The organism is Arthrobacter sp. T2-23 (genome assembly GCF_055398325.1).
The window spans coordinates 3,231,671-3,249,690 of sequence record NZ_AP027917.1; the positions used below are offsets into that span (position 1 = coordinate 3,231,671).

Below are 18,020 nucleotides of genomic sequence, written 5' to 3' on the forward strand. Positions count from 1 at the left end.
GCCCGGAAACACTAAGCCGGCGCCAGCGCCTTGTTCAGGACGATCCGGATCCGCTTTTCGGAGACCGAATAGGCCGTGCCGAGTTCGACGGCGAAGAGGCTCACCCGCAGTTCCTCAATCATCCAGCGGACCTGGGTTAACTCGGTCCCAGCCCGGCGCCCGGGCAGCAGCGCGGAAACGGCGTCGTCGTAATCGTCCTCAAGTGCCTGGATGGTCGCCATGTGCTGCGCGTCCCGCTGGACGTTGCCGGGCAGCTTCTCAAGGCGTTTCTCGATGGCCGCAAGGTAGCGGGGTAGCTGGCTGAGCTGGGCGTAGCCCGTCCGTGCCACGAACCCGGGGAAGACCAGCTGCTGCAGCTGGCTTTTGACGTCGTTGAGGGCGCTGATCAGGGCCAGGCTCGTGGTGCCCTTGAGCTGCTTCTCGATCCGCCGCGTGCTGGCGAGGATGCGTTCGACGACGGCGGTGACCGTGAAGACCGTGTCGATCAGCTCGGCCCGGACCTGCTCGTAGAGCGCCTTGAAGGAGGTCTCGTCCCACGGCAACTCGGCCGGGGTGAGCTTGTCGATCGCGGCCAGGGCGCAATCCGCGATCAGCGCGGAGACCGAGCCGTGCGGATTCTGGCTGAAAGTCAGTTTCTCGGTGTTATTCAGGTGCTCGAGCACATAGCGGTCCGGCGGCGGCACCTTCAGCGCGAGCAACCGGATCACCCCGCCGCGCATGGCCTGCTCCTGCTCGGAACGCGTCTGGAAAAGCCGGAGCGCCACCGAGCCGCCCTCGTCGACCAGGGCAGGGTAGCCCGTGACGGTGTGGCCCTTGACGGTGCCCTGGACCTGGCGCTGGACGGTGCCAAAGGTCCAGTCCTTCAGGCCCGACAGTTCGGTGAACCCCGCCGGGGCGGCCGCGGGCTGCGCCGGTGCGGCGGTAGGCCCGGCGGCGGTGCCGTTGGCGGTGCCGTTCGCGCGGTCGGTGGCCTTGCCGCCGGCCTTCGGCGCAGCTGTTGACGGGGTGGCGCCGAGGGACTCGGCGATGGCGCGGCGGGTGGCGGGCGCGAGCTTTTCCTGCAATACAGCGAGATCCTTGCCCTCGTCGAGGACCTTGCCGCGGGAATCGACTACGCGGAAGCTGACCCGCAGGTGCGGCGGGACGGCGTCCCAGTTCCAGGACCCGGGCGGGATCACCTGGCCGCGGATCCGGCGCAGCACGAGTTCCAGCGAGGCCTCCAGCTCGTCCGTGGCGGGATCGAAACCGGCCTCCAGCGCGGCCACGGCCTGGCGTGCGACATCGGGTGCGGGGACGAAGTTCTTCCGCACCTGCTTCGGCAGTGACTTGATCAGGGCCGTGACCAGTTCCACCCGCTGGCCGGGGATCAGCCAGCGGAACGCGGCGTCGTCCAGCTGGTTCAGGAACAATACCGGGACCTCGGCGGTCACGCCGTCCGAAGGGTTCGGCGGGGAGCCGGGGGCGACGGGATGGAATTCGTAGCTCAGCGGCAGTTCGAAGCCCTTGTGCTGCCAGGTCTTCGGGTACGCGGAATCATCCAGCGCATCGGCGTCCTCGCTGATCAGCAGCGCCTGGTCGAAATCCAGCAGGGTGGGGTCCTGCTGGCGCGCGTCCTTCCACCACTTGTCGAAGTGGCGTTCGGAGACCACGTCCTTGCCGATCCGGGCATCGTAGAACTCGAAGAGGGTCTCGTCGTCGACCAGGATGTCGCGGCGGCGCATCCGAGCCTCGAGCTCCTCGACTTCCTGGAGCAGGGCACGGTTGCGGTGGAAGAACTTGTGGTGGGTCTGCCAGTCGCCCTCCACCAGCGCGTGCCGGATGAACAGTTCCCGGCAGAGTTCCGGATCCACCTTGCCGTAGTTGATCCGGCGGCTCGGAATAATGGGCACGCCGTACAGCGTGACCTTCTCATGCGCCATCACCGAGCCCATCTTCTTGGACCAGTGCGGTTCGCTGTAGCTGCGCTTGACCAGGTCCGGTGCCACCTGCTCGGCCCAGAGTGGATCGAACTTCGCCGCGACGCGCGCCCAGAGCCGGCTGGTTTCGACCAACTCGGCCGCCATCACGAAGGTGGGGGACTTCTTGAACAAGGCCGAGCCGGGGAAGATCGCGAAGCGGCTGCCGCGGGCACCCGCGTACTCGCGCTTGCGCTCGTCCAGGATGCCGATATGGCTCAGCAGCCCCGAGAGCAGGCTGATGTGGATGCCCTCGTGGTGGCCCACCGGATCAGTGAGCCGCTTATTGTCGAGGCTGATCCCCAGCGGCCGGGCGAGCTGGCGCAGCTGGGCGAAGAGGTCCTGCCATTCCCGCACCCGCAGGTAGTTGATGAACTCGTTGCGGCAGAGCCGGCGGAAAGCCGTCGAGGAGAGCTCCTGCTGCTTCTCCTGCAGGTAGTTCCACAGGTTCAGGTAGCCGGTGAAGTCCGAGTTCTCGTCCCGGAACCGCGCGTGTTTCTCCGCGGCAAGCTGCTGCTTGTCGGTTGGACGCTCGCGCGGATCCTGGATGGTCAGAGCCGCGGCCAAAATCATCACCTCGCGGACGCAGCCGCGCCTGCCGGATTCGACGATCATCCGGCCCAGGCGGGGGTCCACCGGCAGCTGGGCGAGCTGCTGCCCGACGGCGGTGAGCCCGCTGCCGTTCCTGTTCCGTGCGCCGCCGTCGCCCGCGGCGCCGGCCGGACGCAGGGCGCCGAGCTCGCGCAGCAGCGAGACGCCGTCGTTGATCGCACGGGAGTCCGGCGGTTCAACGAAGGGGAAGTTTTCCACGTCCTTCGGACCGCGGGCCACACCCATGGCGGTCATCTGCAGGATGACGGCGGCGAGATTGGTGCGCAGGATTTCCGGATCGGTGAACAGCGGCCGCGACTCGAAGTCCTCCTCCGAGTACAACCGGATCGCGATGCCGTCGGATACACGGCCGCAGCGGCCCGAACGCTGGTTGGCGGAGGCCTGGGAGACCCGCTCGATCGGCAGGCGCTGGACCTTGGTCCGGTGCGAGTAACGGGAGATGCGGGCGGTGCCGGTGTCGATGACGTATTTGATGCCGGGGACAGTGAGGGAGGTTTCGGCGACGTTGGTGGCCAGCACGATCCGGCGCTTGCTGCCGGGGTGGAAGACCTTGTGCTGCTCCTGCAGGCTGAGCCGGGCGAAGAGCGGGAGGACCTCGGTGCCGGCCAGCCGCCGGTTGGCCTGGATCCGCGCGTTGAGCGCCTCAGCGGCGTCGCGGATCTCCCGCTCGCCGGAGAAGAAGATGAGGATGTCGCCGGGCGCCTCCAGCGCGAGTTCGTCGACGGCGTCGCAGACGGCATCCAGCGGGTCGCGGTCCTCTTCGAGTTCGTCGTCGGAGGAATTGTCCGCATCATCACCAATTGCGCCGGGGCCGCCGGCCGGCGCCGAGAGCGGGCGGTAGCGGATCTCCACCGGGTAGGTGCGGCCGGAGACTTCGATGATGGGGGAGGGCGCCTCCTCGCTGCCGAAGTGCTTGGCGAAGCGCTCCGGGTCGATGGTGGCCGAGGTGATGATGATCTTCAGGTCGGGGCGCTGGGGGAGGATTTGTTTGAGGTAGCCCAGGATGAAGTCGATGTTGAGGCTGCGTTCGTGCGCCTCGTCAATGATGATCGCGTTGTATTTGCGCAGCAGTTTGTCGCGCTGGATCTCCGCCAGCAGGATGCCGTCGGTCATCAGCTTGACCTTGGTGGAGCGGCTGACCTCCCCGGTGAAGCGGACCTGGAAGCCGACCTCCTGGCCGATCTCGACGCCGAGTTCCTCGGCGATGCGCTCGGCGACCGTGCGGGCGGCGAGTCGGCGCGGCTGGGTGTGGCCGATCAGGCCGTTCTCGCCCAGGCCAAGCTCCAGGCACATCTTGGGGATCTGGGTGGTCTTACCGGAACCGGTCTCGCCGGCGATGATGGTCACCTGGTTCGCTGCGATGGCGGCCATCAGGTCCTCGCGGCGCTCGGAGACCGGCAGCTCGGCGGGGTAGGAGATATGCAGTGTCATGGCTGCACTCAGTCTACTGGCCCGGCTTACTGTCCCGGCGCCGGACATAGGGTTGCCCGGTCCCTGGTGGGGCCGGGCAGCGGCGGGTAGCGAGGGCAGCGGTGCGGTGATGGTTTAGAAGAACCTCAGGCTGTAGCCGGTGCTGGGGAGGTCGTGAGCCATCCAGTAGTCCTCCGAGCGGACAGGCGGGTTGTGGCCAAGGCCGTCCTTCCGGAGGGCCCGGAGGGTGGCGGCGACGGCGGCGAGGACCAGGACAATGAGGGCGATTCCGATGAGTTCCATAACTCCATGGTTCTCCGGAGCGCGGGGTAAAAAAAGTGGCAGAAATGCCCAAAAAGCTCAAATTTCTGCCACACTGGATTCATGATCAATTCAGTGGCGATGATCGTCGTTCCGCACTTCTCGATCTTCGAGTTCGGGACGGCCTTCGAGGTGTTCGGCGTCGACCGCTCGGACCGGGGCGCCGGTGTGCCGGCCTTTGATTTCCGCGTCTGCACGCCGGTTCCGGGGGACGTGCCGATGAAATCAGGGCTCTCGATGCATGTGGGGCTAGGACTGGAGGCGGCGGCGGATGCGGACCTGGTCATCATGACCCCGTTCGGCCGGGACGAGGACGTTCCCGAATCCGTCCTCGAGGCGCTGCGTGACGCGCATGCGCGGGGAGCGTGGGTCATGTCGATCTGTTCCGGTGCCTTCGCGCTCGCACGGGCCGGGCTGCTGGACGGCCGCCGCTGCACCACGCACTGGCACTACTCCCAGGAGCTGGCCAGCCGCTATCCGTCCGCGCTGGTTGACGAGAACGTGCTGTACGTCGAGGACGACCGGATCATCACCAGCGCCGGCACCGCGGCCGGCATCGACGCCTGCCTGCATCTGGTGAGGGTGGAGCTGGGGGCGAACGTGGCCGCGAGCATCGCCCGGGACATGGTGGTGCCGCCGCACCGGGACGGCGGCCAGGCCCAGTTCATCGACCGGCCGATGCCGCGGTGCGGTTCGCAGCCGATGGAAGAGCTGCTGCGCTGGATGGTGGCGAACCTGGAGGAGGACCACTCCGTCAACGAGCTCGCCGCCCGCGTGCACATGTCGCCGCGGACCTTTGCGCGCCGGTTCCGGGCCGAGACCGGCGCGACCCCGGCAGCCTGGCTCAATTCGCAGCGGGTGCTCCGGGCGCAGGAGCTGCTCGAGACGACCGACCTCAACATCGACGAGATCGCCCGGGAATCCGGGTTCGGCCACTCGGTGCTGCTGCGGCACCACTTCGCCAAGGTGCTGGACACCAGCCCGCAGTCCTACCGGCGGACCTTCCGCGGGCACCTCGCAGCCGTCTAACCGGGCTGGCCGTTCGGCCCGGGCGACTCGGCGGCAGCGCGGGCGCATTCGACAAGCTCGCGCCACGGACCGGTCAGCTCGTGCTCCGGCAGGACCGCCCGGCGTTGATCGGCCCGGATGCTGTACATGAACCGGTCCGGCTGGCCGGCCCCGCTGAGCCCGGCGACGGCGTCCCATGGGCACGCTTCGATGAGCGGTTGCCAGCGGTCGATGTCCTCAGGCGGTTCGGGACTGACGGTCCACGTCCGCTTCATGCCGGCCACGCCGCCGCTGCGCTGGACAGTAATTTTCATCGGACTCGGATCTGGATCGGGCTGGTCTCTGCCGGAACGCGGCTAGCGCCTCACTCCCGGGTACTTTACCTTCACAGTTTCCCACGCCTGCCGCACGGCGTCATGCTCCCGGGATTCGGACCCGTAGAGTTCCCTGGCGGACGCCGCAGTGGCCTTGGCGAAGGCGCTGAACGTGGCCGCCGCCGGCAGCGACCCTCCCGTCAGGGTGTCGTACCAGATGTGTCCGGGGGCTTCCCAAGCGTTGCCGCCCAGCGTGGTCGCGACAACGCAGAAGGCGCGGTTAGGGATGCCCGAGTTAAGGTGCACCCCGCCGTTGTCGGCGCTGGTGTGGACATAGCCGTCCATCGAGTCCGGCTGCGGATCCTTGCCCAGTACGTCGTCGTCGTACGCCGTTCCCGGGGCCTTCATGGAGCGCAGTGCCGTGCCCTGCACCTGGTCGGTGAAGAGGCCTTCGCCGATCAGCCAGCTGGCCTCGGCCGCGGACTGCTGCCTGACGTATTGCTCCACGAGGGCGCCAAAAACGTCCGAGAGGGATTCGTTGAGGGCGCCGGCCTGGTTGCGGTACGCGAGCCCGGCGGAGTACTGGGTGACGCCGTGGGCGAGTTCGTGGCCGATCACGCTGAGGGAAGCCGTGAAGCGGTTGAAGACCTGGCCGTCGCCATCGCCGAAGACCATTTGCCGGCCGTCCCAGAAGGCGTTGTCGTACAGATGGCCGAAGTGCACCGTGGCGTCCAGGGGCAGGCCGTTGCCGTCAACGGAGTTCCGGCCGAACGCCTCCGCATACAGCCGGTGCGTGTGGCCCAGGCCGTCGTAGGCCTCATCCGCGGCCGGATCACCGGTGGCGGGTTCTCCTTCCTTGCGCAGCAGCACGCCCGGGAGTTCCTCGGAGGCTTTCGCATCGTAGATAGTGCGCTGGGGCGGCCCCGGCGTGAGCTGCCGCAGCCCCGGAGGTGCGGCGGCCGCCGGTGCCGCGCGCGACGCCTGGAAACTCTTGACGTGCTGCAGGGCTTCCTTCGCGGCGCGGGCCGCCATTTGGAGCCGTGGTTCGTGGTGCTGTGCCGCCAGCCGGCGCAACAGGTAGGGCGGGATGATGGAGCAGTACATATGAGACCCCTTAGCTTCTGCCGATGCCAACAGACTACGAGGGGCAGCCGACATTTGGCAGGGTTTGGGAACCCTGGGCCTGCAGGAGCCTGCCGGTTGGATACGGTAGGCCAATGGCGCAATCGGAGAAGAAGAAGCCCGGGTCGACCCTGCTGACGGTGATCATCGCCTTCGCGGCGAATTTCCTTGTGGCCGCGGCAAAAACGGTGGCCGCGCTCCTCACCGGGTCGGCCTCGATGACGGCAGAGGCCGCGCACTCCTGGGCGGACACCGGGAACCAGGTGTTCCTGTTCTTCGCCGAACGGCGGTCCGCCCGGCCGCGGGACAAGGGCCACCCCATGGGCTACGGCCGGGAAGCCTACGTGTGGTCGATGTTTGCGGCCTTCGGGCTCTTCACCGCCGGCGCGGTGGTCTCCATCATGCACGGCATCCAGCAGCTCATCACCCCTGAGCCTGCCGCCGACTTCGCGGTGGCCTACGTGGTCCTGGCCGCCGCTTTCGTCTTCGAGGGAATCTCCTTCACGCAGGCGTTCCGCCAGACCCGGAAGGCGGCGCACCAGCTGGAACGGCACACCCTGGAACAGGTCCTGATCAGCTCCGATCCCACCCTGCGCGCCGTGTTCGCGGAGGACGCCGCGGCCCTGATCGGCCTGGTCGTCGCCTTTGCTGGCGTATTCCTTCACCAGCTCACGGACTCGCCGGTGCCCGATGCCGTGGGCTCGATCATCGTCGGCGTGCTGCTGGCCGTCGTCGCCGTCGTGCTGATCGATCGCAACCGGCGCTTCCTGGTGGGCCAGGGCGTCACCCCGGACATCGAAAGGTCGATGGCCCGCCGGGTGCTGGAACACCGGGAGATTGCCCGGCTCACGTACCTGCACCTGGAGTTTGTCGGACCGCGCAAGCTGTACCTCGTCGCCGCCGTCGACCTGCAGGGCGACCACCCGGAACATGAAGTCGCCGTGGCTCTGCGCCGGATAGAGCGCGAGCTGGAGGACCACGCGACGGTGGAGGAAGCCGTGCTGACCCTCGCCACACCGGACGAGGCTGCCCTGGAGTTCGGCGCGGGGGAGAGCCGCGCCGGCGCCTGAACGGCGGAGGATCCGGGGGTGCACCCTTGTCCTGGGCAGGGGCGGCGGCTACTCTGGCCTCGACCGTCGGCAGTGCCGCCGGCGGTCCACCGCCCACCAGGAGGATGCCTTGACGTTCGATCCGAACACCACCGCCGTTGTACTCATCGAATACCAGAATGACTTCACGTCCGAGGGCGGCGGCCTGCACGACGCGGTCCGGCCGGTCATGGAAAAAACGGACATGCTCGCCAACACGGCCCGCGTCGTAGAGGCGGCGCGCGCGGCCGGTGCCACGGTCATGCACGCGCCCATCACTTTTGCCGAGGGATACAACGAGCTTGGCAAGCATCCATACGGGATCCTCAAGGGGGTCGTGGACGGGGGCGTGTTTGTCAAGGGAACCTGGGGTGCGGCCATCATCGACGAACTGGCGCCGGCCGAGGGCGACATCGTCATTGAAGGCAAGCGGGGCCTGGACACCTTCGCCAGCACAAACCTGGACTTCATCCTGCGGAGTAAAGGCATCACCACGATTGCCCTGGGCGGGTTCCTGACCAACTGCTGTGTCGAATCGACCATGCGCAGCGGCTACGAGAACGGGTACCAGGTGGTGACGCTCAGCGACTGTGTCGCCGCGACCTCGGTTGAGGAACACGACAACGCAATCGCGTACGACTATCCGATGTTCTCCACCCCGATGACCGGAGAGGAATTCTCCAGCCGGCTGACCTAGTCCGGCGGACAAACGAAGGCCGCACCGGCGTCTGGGGATTGACCGCAAAAACCCCGCCGTTTCGCTGAAACGGCGGGGTTTTGGTGGTGCCCTCGATAGGATTCGAACCTACGACCTTCTGCTCCGGAGGCAGACGCTCTATCCCCTGAGCTACGAGGGCAATCAGGGATCCTGCCGTTACCGGCGGGACGTCCTAGAGCTTAGCAGGAAGGTGGGCTCCAAAGGAAAACCGCCCGCCCGGGTCCGCCGGGAGCCATCCCGGGAGGCGCGCGGGAGAAGATGACGGCGGGAAAATTCCGCGGTACTGCGGGCCCCCGGTAGGCTGGAACCGTGACCCCAGAAGAACTCTCCCTCGCCATATCCGCCTGCCTGAAGGACGCCGTCGCCGCCGGTGAAATCGCCCTTGCCGCCGCCGACATTCCGGACGCGGTGCGCGTGGAACGACCCAAGAACAGGGACCACGGCGACTGGGCCACCAATATTGCCCTCCAGCTGGCGAAACCGGCGGGGACCAACCCGCGTCAGCTCGCCGGGCTGCTGAGTGAGCGGCTGGCATCCATCGAGGGAGTCTCCGCCGTCGACATCGCCGGGCCGGGCTTCCTGAACATCACCGTCGACGCCGCGGCCGCCGGTGCGCTCGCGAAAGCCATCGTCGAGGCGGGCGCCGCGTACGGGACCAACACCGCGCTCGCCGGCCGCACGGTCAACATGGAGTTCGTCTCGGCCAACCCCACCGGCCCGCTGCACATCGGCCACACCCGCTGGGCCGCCCTGGGCGACTCGATCGCCCGCGTCCTCCGGGCCTCCGGCGCCAACGTCACGGCGGAGTACTACATCAACGATGCCGGCTCGCAGATGGACGTCTTCGCGCACTCCGTGCTCTCCCGGCTGCACGGCCGCGGCGTTCCGGAAGGCGGATACCCGGGCGAATACATCGCGGACCTCGGCTATGAGGTGCTGACCCAGCACCCGGACATTCGGGAACTCACCGACGTCGCGGCGCTGCCGGTGATCCGCGGGGCCGCCTACAAAGCCCAGCTGAAGGACATCCAGCAGACGCTCGCGGAGTTCGGCGTCGAGTTCGACGTCTTCTTCTCCGAGCAGGAACTGCACGACGCCGGCGCCATTGCGGACGCCGTCGCCCGGCTTCGGGAACAGGGCCACGTCTACGACGACGGCGGCGCGGTCTGGCTGCGCACCACCGACTTCGGCGATGACAAGGACCGCGTGATGATCCGCGCGAACGGCGAACCGACGTACTTCGCGGCCGACGCTGCCTACTACCTGTCCAAGAAGGACCGCGGCTTCACCGAGAAGATCTACCTGCTCGGGGCCGACCACCACGGCTACATCAACCGGCTCAAGGCGATCGCGGCCGCGGCCGGCGACGATCCCGAGGTCAACATCGAGGTGCTGATCGGCCAGCTCGTCTCCGTCAACGGCGCCAAGCTTTCCAAGCGTGCCGGCAACATCATCGAGCTCAAGGACCTGATCTCCTGGCTGGGCAAGGACGCCGTCCGGTACTCCCTGGCCCGCTTCCCGGCCGACTCGCCGCTGACCCTGGACCCGGAACTGCTCAAAAAGCACAGCAACGAGAACCCGGTGTTCTACGTCCAGTACGCGCACGCACGCTCCCGGGGCGCCGCGCGCAACGCCGTGGCCGCCGGGGTCGAGCGCCGGGTGGATGGCCAGGACAGCTTCGACGCCGCACTGCTGGACCACGCGACGGAAAACGAACTGCTCTCGCACCTGGGCAGCTACCCCTCAATTGTGGCCAAGGCCGCCGAACTGCGCGAGCCGCACCGCGTCGCCCGGCACCTGGAGGTCATCGCCGGCGCCTACCACCGTTGGTATGACGCCTGCCGTGTCGCCCCGCTCGGCGATGAAGCCATCACCGACCTTAACCGCACCCGGCTGTGGCTCAACGATGCCACCAGCCAGGTACTGGCCAACGGACTGGAACTGCTGGGCGTTTCGGCGCCGGAACGGATGTGAACGCCATGACCGCGAACCCGAACAACAGCACGGCCGGGTCACCGCTCGCCCCGGACTGGCTCGCCGTGCCGGAGGACCTCAACGCCCTGCACACGCCGATGTGGGCCGCCGGTGTGGAACGCAACGACGGCGGCGAGCTCGCCATCGACGGCATCCCGGTCAGCGAACTGCAGCGTCAATTCGGGACCCCGCTGTTCGTCATGAGCGAGACCGACTTCCGCGCCCGCGCGCGGGCGTTCCAGGATGCCTTCAACGAGGCATTCGCGGACATTTGCGGGGGAGTGGACGTCTACTACGCCGGCAAGTCGTTCCTGTGCACCGCCGTCGTCCGCTGGGTCGAGGAGGAAGGGCTCCGGCTCGACACGGCCTCTGGCGGGGAGCTGGCCGTCGCCGCCCGGGCCGGCATTCCCGGCGCCGCCGTCGCGCTGCACGGCAACAACAAGTCCGACGGCGAGATCCACCGCGCCCTGGACATGGGGCTGGGCCGGATCGTGGTGGACAGCCTCGCGGAGCTGGAGCGGGTGGCCGCCATTGCGGCGAACCGCGGCGAAAGGGCGAAGGTCATGCTGCGGCTGACCCCCGGCGTGCACGCACACACGCACGAATTCATCGCCACCGCGCACGAGGACCAGAAGTTCGGCCTCTCGATGGCCGGCGACTCGACCGAGCAGGCCGGGCTGTCCGCAGCCGAGGAGGCCGTGGCCGCCGCCGCCGGGCACGACAGCATCGAACTGCTGGGCCTGCACTGCCACATCGGCTCCCAGATCTTCGAACCGGACGGCTTCGCCCTCGCCGCCGAGAAGTTGCTCGACTTCCTGGCCGCGATGCAGGCCAAATACTCCATCGTGCTGCCCGAACTGGACCTGGGCGGCGGCTACGGCATCGCCTACACCCCGGTGGACACCCCGCGCCCGCCGGCGGAGATCGCCCAGGCGATGGCCGCCGTCGTGCGGGCCAAGGTGGCCGAACTGGGCATCACCGCGCCGCGGATCTCGATCGAACCGGGCCGCGCGATCGTGGGCACCAGCACCTTCACGCTCTACGAGGTCGGCACCGTGAAGACCGTGCGGGTGGACGCCCCGACCGGAAAAACCGGCGGAGAGACGGAAAACGCAGCGGAAAACGTTACGTACCCCCGGCGGTATGTGTCGGTGGACGGCGGCATGAGCGACAACGCCCGCCCGGTGCTGTACGACGCGGATTATTCGGCGATTCTTGCCTCGCGAGCGTCAACCGCGGCTCCGCAGCTGTCCCGAGTGGTGGGCAAACATTGCGAGAGCGGCGACATAGTTGTTAGAGATGTATACCTGCCCGAGGACGTGGCAGCCGGTGATCTGCTCGCTGTACCGGGGACCGGCGCCTACTGCTGGGCCCTCTCAAGCAACTACAACTATCTGGCCCGGCCGGGCGTTGTCGCGGTACGCGATGGATCAGTCCGGCTCATTGTCCGCGGCGAAACCGAACAAGATCTGCTGAACCGCGACATGGGAGTCTGAATGACGGAATTGCGAACCCTGAAAGTGGCCCTGCTGGGCTGTGGCAACGTTGGGGCCCAGGTTGCGCGGATTCTCATTGACGACGCCGAGATGCTGGCCGCGCGCGCCGGCGCCCGCCTGGAGCTGGCCGGCATCGCCGTGCGCAACGTCGACGCCCCCCGCGAGGTCGACCTGCCCCGCGAGCTGTTCACCACGGACGCCGAGGCCCTGGTGAAGGACGCGGACCTGGTGATCGAACTGATGGGCGGGATCGAACCGGCCCGAACCCTGATCCTGGCCGCCATGCGCAACGGCGCCTGCGTCGTCACCGGCAACAAGGCCCTTGTTGCCAAGGACGGCCCGACCCTCCACGAAGAAGCCGACAAAGCGGGCGTGCAACTGTCCTACGAGGCGGCCGTCGCCGGCGCGATCCCCATACTGCGGCCCATCCGGGACAGCCTCTCCGGCGACCGGATCACCCGCGTGCTGGGCATCGTCAACGGGACCACCAACTTCATCCTGGACCAGATGGACACCACCGGCGCGCAGTTCGCCGACGCCCTCGCCGAGGCCCAGCGGCTCGGCTACGCCGAAGCCGACCCGACCGCCGACGTCGAAGGCCACGACGCCGCCTCCAAGGCCGCGATCCTCGCCTCGCTGTCCTTCCACACCCGCTTCGCCCTCGAGGACGTCCACTGCGAGGGCATCAGCTCCGTCACGGCGGCGGACATCGCCGCGGCAAAGGAGGCCGGATTTGTCATCAAGCTGCTGGCGATCGCGGAAAAGCTGACCGATCCCGGGAGTGCGGAAGGGGTCTCCGTCCGCGTGCACCCGACGCTGCTGCCGCGCGAGCACCCGCTGGCCGCGGTGCACGGCGCGTTCAATGCCGTCTTCATCGAGGCGGAAAACGCCGGCGAGCTGATGTTTTACGGCCAGGGCGCCGGCGGGAAACCGACGGCATCGGCCGTGATGGGGGACCTCGTCTCAGCCGCCCGCAGCATCGTCCTGGACGGCCCCGGCCGGACCGAGACCACGACGGGCCAGGTCCCCGCGGCGCCGATCAGCGCGGCGGTCACGAGCTACTACATCGGCCTCGATGTCGCGGACCAGCCCGGTGTCCTTGCCCGGATCGCGCAGCTCTTCGCCGAGCACGGCGTCTCCATCGAAATCATGCGGCAGACCATCCACCGCGGCCCCGACACCCAGTCAGAGTCGGCGGAGCTGCGGATCGTCACGCACCGCGCGAGCGAAGCCGCACTGGCAGCAACCGTCCAGGCCGTGAAGGGCCTGGACGTCATCAATACCGTCACATCCGTACTGCGGGTAGAAGGGGTCTAAGTGGCTCACCAATGGCGCGGGGTCATCCGCGAATACGCTGAACGCCTGCCGGTCACCGAGGCCACCAAGGTCATCACCCTGGGCGAGGGCGGCACCCCGCTGGTGCACGCACAGAAGCTCTCCGAGCTCACCGGCTGCACGGTCTACCTCAAGGTCGAGGGCATGAACCCGACCGGATCCTTCAAGGACCGCGGGATGACCATGGCCATGACGGCGGCCGTTGACGCCGGTGCCAAGGCCGTGGTGTGCGCCTCCACCGGCAACACCTCCGCCTCCGCTGCGGCGTACGCCACCTCGGCCGGGCTGCAGTGTGCCGTGCTGGTACCCGAGGGCAAGATCTCGATGGGCAAGCTCAGCCAGGCGATCGCGCACGGGGCAACCCTCCTCCAGGTGGACGGCAACTTCGACGACTGCCTCGACATCGCCCGCAAGCTGGGGGAGTCCTACCCGGTGTTCCTTGTCAACTCAGTCAACCCGGCCCGGATCGAGGGCCAGAAGACCGGTGCGTTCGAGGTGGTTGACGCCCTCGGCGACGCCCCGGACATCCATGTCCTCCCGGTTGGCAACGCCGGCAACATCAGTGCGTACTGGAAGGGCTACAAGGAGTACGCGGCGCCCTACGAATCCGCCACCGCCGGGACCCTGTCCGCCGTCGCCACGAAGACGCCGGTGATGTGGGGCTTCCAGGCCGCCGGCGCCGCGCCGTTCGTTGCCGGCCACCCGATCACCGAGCCGGACACCATCGCCACCGCCATCCGGATCGGCAACCCCGCGTCCTGGGATACCGCCGTCGCCGCCCGCGACGAATCCGGCGGCGTGATCGAGGCCGTCACCGACGAGGAAATCCTCGCCGCGCACCGCTGGCTCTCCGCTCGCGAAGGTGTGTTCGTGGAACCCGGCTCCGCCGCCGGCGTCGCCGGGCTGATCAAGAAGCACGCCGCCGGCGAGGTTCCCTCCGGCAAGACCATCGTCATCACGGTCACCGGCCACGGCCTCAAGGACCCGCAGTGGGCCCTCCGCACCGAGGACGGCAGTGACGTGCAGCCGGTCAAGGTTGCCAACGACGTCGTCACGGTGGCCGCTGAACTGGGACTGGAAGAAAAATAACCGTGGAAACCACCCTCACCGTCCCCGCCGAATCACCCGCCGACACGCCGGCGGTTCCGGCGGGGCAAGTAGTCACCGTCCGGGTCCCGGCCACCAGCGCCAACCTGGGTCCCGGCTACGACAGTCTGGGGCTTGCGCTCTCGCTGCACGACACGCTGACGGTGGAGACCCTGGCAAGCGGCGAACTGGAATTCGACCTGAGCGGCGAGGGCGCTGACACGCTGCCCCGCGATGCGAGCCACCTGGTGGCCAGGGCCCTTACCGAGGCGCTGCACCTGCTGGGCTACCGCCACGAGGGGCTGCGGATCACGGCGGACAACGTCAATCCCCACGGCCGCGGACTCGGATCCTCCGCGGCCGCGGTGGTGGCCGCCGCCACCGCCGCGAATGCACTGATCCCTGCGGCGTCGCAGCGCGGCAAAGACTGGATCCTGCAGTTCACGTCAAAGCTGGAGGGGCATCCGGACAACGTGGCTCCGGCCATTTTCGGCGGACTGGCACTGTCCTGGCAGGACAGTGACCAGTACAGCAGCACCTGCGCTGCGGTTGCCCCTGCGATCATTCCGGTGGTCGCCGTTCCTGACTTCGAGCTCTCCACCGAGGCTGCCCGGGCTCTGCTGCCTGCTTCCGTGGGGCACCACGCGGCAGCCATGAACTCGGGACGCGCGGCCCTGCTGATCCATGCGCTGACGCAGAAGCCCGAATTCCTGCTGCCCGGCACCGAGGACTACCTGCACCAGAGCTACCGGGCCGAGGCCATGCGGCCCAGCGCCGAGCTGATTGCTGCGCTGCGCGGCGCCGGCCACGCCGCCGTCGTCTCCGGCGCGGGACCCACCGTGCTGGTCCTGGCCGCCGGTGAACAGGAAGCGGCCGACGTCGTCGACTTCATCGGCTCGTTCACCGCCGCCAACACGCCGGAGGTTGCCTGGCGTGTGATGAAGCTGGCTGTGGACACTGAAGGTGCTAAAGTGGAAGTGCACCGGCGGTAATCACGCAAGCTTTTTCTAAGACCGCGATGTTGGCCAAGTTGCCTCTCTCATCTTTCACTGCGCAATATTTTCCGGTGCCACCTGCTTTCGGTCTGACGCAGGAAGCTGCAGAATTCCTCTGTACCCCCTGAAGTGTCAGCCGGCCGTTCCTCAATTCCGGAGCGTGACCTGGTGTAGCAGTATCCGGCCCTGCCGGCCGATATCCAACCGGCAAGGCCGAAATCCCGGCTGCAGATCTGAACTGCAGCCCAGATCAAATCACCGCGTCCAGCTCCTAGCCTGGACGCCGTCGAGGGGGAAGGATCCTTCGTGACCGAAACCACTGAGCTGTCTTCAGCTGTGGAAACATCATCTTCTGCTGCCGCAACGGCAGCACCCGCCAAGAGCAGCGGCCTCGCAGGCCTCAAGCTCGCCCAGCTCCAGGCCCTGGCCAGCCAGCTGGGGATCTCCGGGGGCTCCCGGATGCGTAAGGGCGATCTGGTGACCGCCATTTCCGCCCACCGGGCCGGCACTCCGGTCAGTAAGGCACCTGCCCGTGCCGCCGAAAAGGCGAGCGACAACGGCACTGCTGCCCACGCTGCGGCTCCGGCCGCCGCACCGGCAGCCGCCGCGTCCGAGGCTCCGGCCCAGGAAAATCCGCGGGCCCGGACCCGGGGCCGCAGCCGCCGCGCCGGCAGCGACGGCGTCGTCACCACCCCCGCCGCAGAGGCACCCGCCGCAGCTGCGGTGGAGGCACCGTCCGCCGTTGCGCCGACGCAGGCGCCGACGCAGGCACCGGCTGAACAGGGCTCCGAGGGCAGCGACCGCACCCGCCAGCCGCGGACCCGCAACCGCCGCCGCGGCGAGGCCGCCCAGACCGAAGCGCCCGCCGTTGCAGCAGGCGAAGCCCCGGCCGAGCCGGCAGCCGTCGAACAGCGCCAGGCTGAACAGCGCACCGAGCAGCGCCAGTCCGAACCGCGCCAGTCCGAGCAGGGCAGCGACGACGGCCAGCGCCGCGAGAACACCCGCGGCCGGGACACCAGCCGCGACAACGCCTCGGGCAACCGCGACAACAACCGCGACAACGCCCGCGATAGCGACGACAATGACGGCGGCAGCCGCCGCAACCGCCGCAATCGCCGCGACCGGAACGACCGCAATGACCGCTCCGGTGGCCAGGACAACCGCGACAACAGCTCGCGCAACGACCGCTTCCGCGACCGCAACGAACGCCGCCGCGGCCGCTCCCAGGGACCCGACGTCGACGACGTCGAGGTCACCGAGGACGACGTTCTGCTGCCCGTCGCAGGCATCCTGGACGTGCTGGAGAACTACGCGTTCATCCGCACCTCCGGCTACCTGCCGGGCCCGAACGATGTCTATGTGTCCCTCGCCCAGGTCAAGAAGTACAACCTGCGCAAGGGCGACGCCGTCGTCGGCGCCATCCGCGCACCCCGTGAGGGCGAAAGCCAGCAGAGCAACCAGCAGCAGTCGGCACGCCAGAAGTTCAACGCCCTGGTACGCGTCACCTCTGTCAACGGCAAGACCCCCGAGGAACTTAAGGACCGCGTCGAATTCGCGAAGCTCGTCCCGCTGTACCCCTCCGAGCGCCTGCGCCTCGAGACGGATCCAAAGAAGATCGGTCCGCGCGTCATTGACCTGGTCGCCCCGATCGGCAAGGGCCAGCGCGGCCTGATCGTCTCCCCGCCCAAGGCCGGCAAGACGCTCATCCTGCAGTCCATCGCCAACGCCATCACCACCAACAATCCTGAGGTCCACCTCATGATGGTGCTCGTTGACGAACGCCCCGAAGAAGTCACGGACATGCAGCGCACCGTCAAGGGTGAGGTCATCGCCTCCACCTTCGACCGTCCCGCCGACGACCACACCACCGTGGCTGAACTTTCCATCGAACGTGCCAAGCGCCTCGTGGAAATGGGCATGGACGTTGTGGTGCTGCTGGACTCGATGACCCGCCTGGGCCGCGCGTACAACCTGGCAGCACCGGCCTCCGGCCGCATCCTGTCCGGTGGTGTGGACTCCGCCGCGCTGTACCCGCCGAAGCGCTTCTTCGGTGCAGCCCGCAACATCGAAAACGGTGGCTCGCTGACCATCCTGGCTACCGCGCTCGTCGAGACCGGTTCCAAGATGGACGAGGTCATCTTCGAAGAGTTCAAGGGCACCGGCAACATGGAACTGCGCCTGTCCCGCCAGCTCGCTGACAAGCGCATCTTCCCGGCCGTAGACGTCAACGCGTCCGGTACCCGCCGCGAAGAGAACCTGCTTTCCCCCGAGGAAGTCAAGATCATGTGGAAGCTGCGCCGCGTCCTCTCCGGACTCGAAACGCAGCAGAGCCTTGAGCTGCTGACCAACAAGATCCGGGAGACCCAGAGCAACGTCGAGTTCCTCATGCAGGTGCAGAAGACCACGCTTGGTGCGAAGTCCGATAACGACAAGTAGCTGAGCAGGGGGTGGGGCCGTCGCATATTTTTGCCGGTCCCGCCCCTTCGCGTTGCGCCTGACGTACTGCGTACGCCAGCCGCAACGCTCCGACAGGCCCGATGCCACTCCCGGGGCCGGCAAAATATGCGACGCCGGCCGCCAGGTCAC

At 67.8% G+C, this 18,020-nt stretch carries 13 protein-coding genes and 1 tRNA gene; 9 read left to right on the forward strand and 5 right to left on the reverse strand.

Going from position 1 to position 18,020, the window contains the following annotated elements; genetic code table 11:
* Nucleotides 1-11: 11 nt before the first annotated feature.
* Both hrpA and ACZ5Z0_RS15090 read right to left on the reverse strand, forming a co-directional pair.
* Complete coding sequence (hrpA, locus tag ACZ5Z0_RS15085; RefSeq protein WP_464109125.1) at nucleotides 12-3,998, reverse strand: ATP-dependent RNA helicase HrpA; 3,987 nt, start codon at nucleotides 3,996-3,998, stop codon at nucleotides 12-14.
* 114 nt (nucleotides 3,999-4,112) lie between these two features.
* Nucleotides 4,113-4,280: a hypothetical protein gene (locus tag ACZ5Z0_RS15090; RefSeq protein WP_464109126.1), complete on the reverse strand. Its 168-nt coding sequence runs from the start codon at nucleotides 4,278-4,280 to the stop codon at nucleotides 4,113-4,115.
* Between the two features lie 81 nt (nucleotides 4,281-4,361).
* Here ACZ5Z0_RS15090 and ACZ5Z0_RS15095 point away from each other — a divergent pair, with 81 nt between their 5' ends.
* Entirely contained in the window at nucleotides 4,362-5,327 is a 966-nt protein-coding gene (locus ACZ5Z0_RS15095) for a GlxA family transcriptional regulator (protein WP_464109127.1), read from the forward strand.
* Here ACZ5Z0_RS15095 and ACZ5Z0_RS15100 read toward each other — a convergent pair.
* Both ACZ5Z0_RS15100 and ACZ5Z0_RS15105 read right to left on the reverse strand, forming a co-directional pair.
* Entirely contained in the window at nucleotides 5,324-5,620 is a 297-nt protein-coding gene (locus tag ACZ5Z0_RS15100) for a protealysin inhibitor emfourin (protein ID WP_464109128.1), read from the reverse strand. The genes ACZ5Z0_RS15095 and ACZ5Z0_RS15100 overlap by 4 nt on opposite strands.
* Before the next feature lie 42 nt (nucleotides 5,621-5,662).
* On the reverse strand, nucleotides 5,663-6,724 hold the full coding sequence (locus ACZ5Z0_RS15105; RefSeq protein ID WP_464109129.1) for a M4 family metallopeptidase: 1,062 nt from the start codon (nucleotides 6,722-6,724) through the stop codon (nucleotides 5,663-5,665).
* A gap of 113 nt (nucleotides 6,725-6,837) precedes the next feature.
* On the opposite strand from ACZ5Z0_RS15105, the gene ACZ5Z0_RS15110 reads away from it, so the two are divergent.
* Both ACZ5Z0_RS15110 and ACZ5Z0_RS15115 read left to right on the forward strand, forming a co-directional pair.
* Entirely contained in the window at nucleotides 6,838-7,812 is a 975-nt protein-coding gene (locus ACZ5Z0_RS15110) for a cation diffusion facilitator family transporter (protein ID WP_464109130.1), read from the forward strand.
* A gap of 109 nt (nucleotides 7,813-7,921) precedes the next feature.
* Nucleotides 7,922-8,527 (forward strand): cysteine hydrolase family protein, encoded by a 606-nt coding sequence (locus ACZ5Z0_RS15115; RefSeq protein ID WP_464109131.1) that lies wholly within the window; start codon nucleotides 7,922-7,924, stop codon nucleotides 8,525-8,527.
* Nucleotides 8,528-8,611: 84 nt separating this feature from the next.
* On the opposite strand, the gene ACZ5Z0_RS15120 is transcribed toward ACZ5Z0_RS15115, so the two are convergent.
* A tRNA-Arg gene (locus tag ACZ5Z0_RS15120) sits at nucleotides 8,612-8,687 on the reverse strand.
* A 170-nt stretch (nucleotides 8,688-8,857) separates the two neighbouring features.
* Between ACZ5Z0_RS15120 and argS the strand changes: the two genes are divergently transcribed.
* The 6 genes from argS (at nucleotide 8,858) to rho (ending at nucleotide 17,870) form a co-directional block, all read left to right on the forward strand.
* Nucleotides 8,858-10,522: an arginine--tRNA ligase gene (argS, locus tag ACZ5Z0_RS15125; RefSeq protein WP_464109132.1), complete on the forward strand. Its 1,665-nt coding sequence runs from the start codon at nucleotides 8,858-8,860 to the stop codon at nucleotides 10,520-10,522.
* Between the two features lie 5 nt (nucleotides 10,523-10,527).
* On the forward strand, nucleotides 10,528-12,018 hold the full coding sequence (gene lysA, locus ACZ5Z0_RS15130) for a diaminopimelate decarboxylase (protein WP_464109133.1): 1,491 nt from the start codon (nucleotides 10,528-10,530) through the stop codon (nucleotides 12,016-12,018).
* Complete coding sequence (locus ACZ5Z0_RS15135) at nucleotides 12,019-13,335, forward strand: homoserine dehydrogenase (RefSeq protein ID WP_464109134.1); 1,317 nt, start codon at nucleotides 12,019-12,021, stop codon at nucleotides 13,333-13,335.
* Complete coding sequence (thrC, locus tag ACZ5Z0_RS15140) at nucleotides 13,336-14,442, forward strand: threonine synthase (RefSeq protein WP_464109135.1); 1,107 nt, start codon at nucleotides 13,336-13,338, stop codon at nucleotides 14,440-14,442. It begins immediately after the preceding gene.
* Between the two features lie 2 nt (nucleotides 14,443-14,444).
* Nucleotides 14,445-15,431, forward strand: a complete 987-nt coding sequence (gene thrB, locus ACZ5Z0_RS15145) for a homoserine kinase (protein ID WP_464109136.1) — start codon at nucleotides 14,445-14,447, stop codon at nucleotides 15,429-15,431.
* 309 nt (nucleotides 15,432-15,740) lie between these two features.
* Nucleotides 15,741-17,870: a transcription termination factor Rho gene (gene rho / locus ACZ5Z0_RS15150; protein WP_464109137.1), complete on the forward strand. Its 2,130-nt coding sequence runs from the start codon at nucleotides 15,741-15,743 to the stop codon at nucleotides 17,868-17,870.
* The last annotated feature ends 150 nt before the right edge of the window (nucleotides 17,871-18,020 follow it).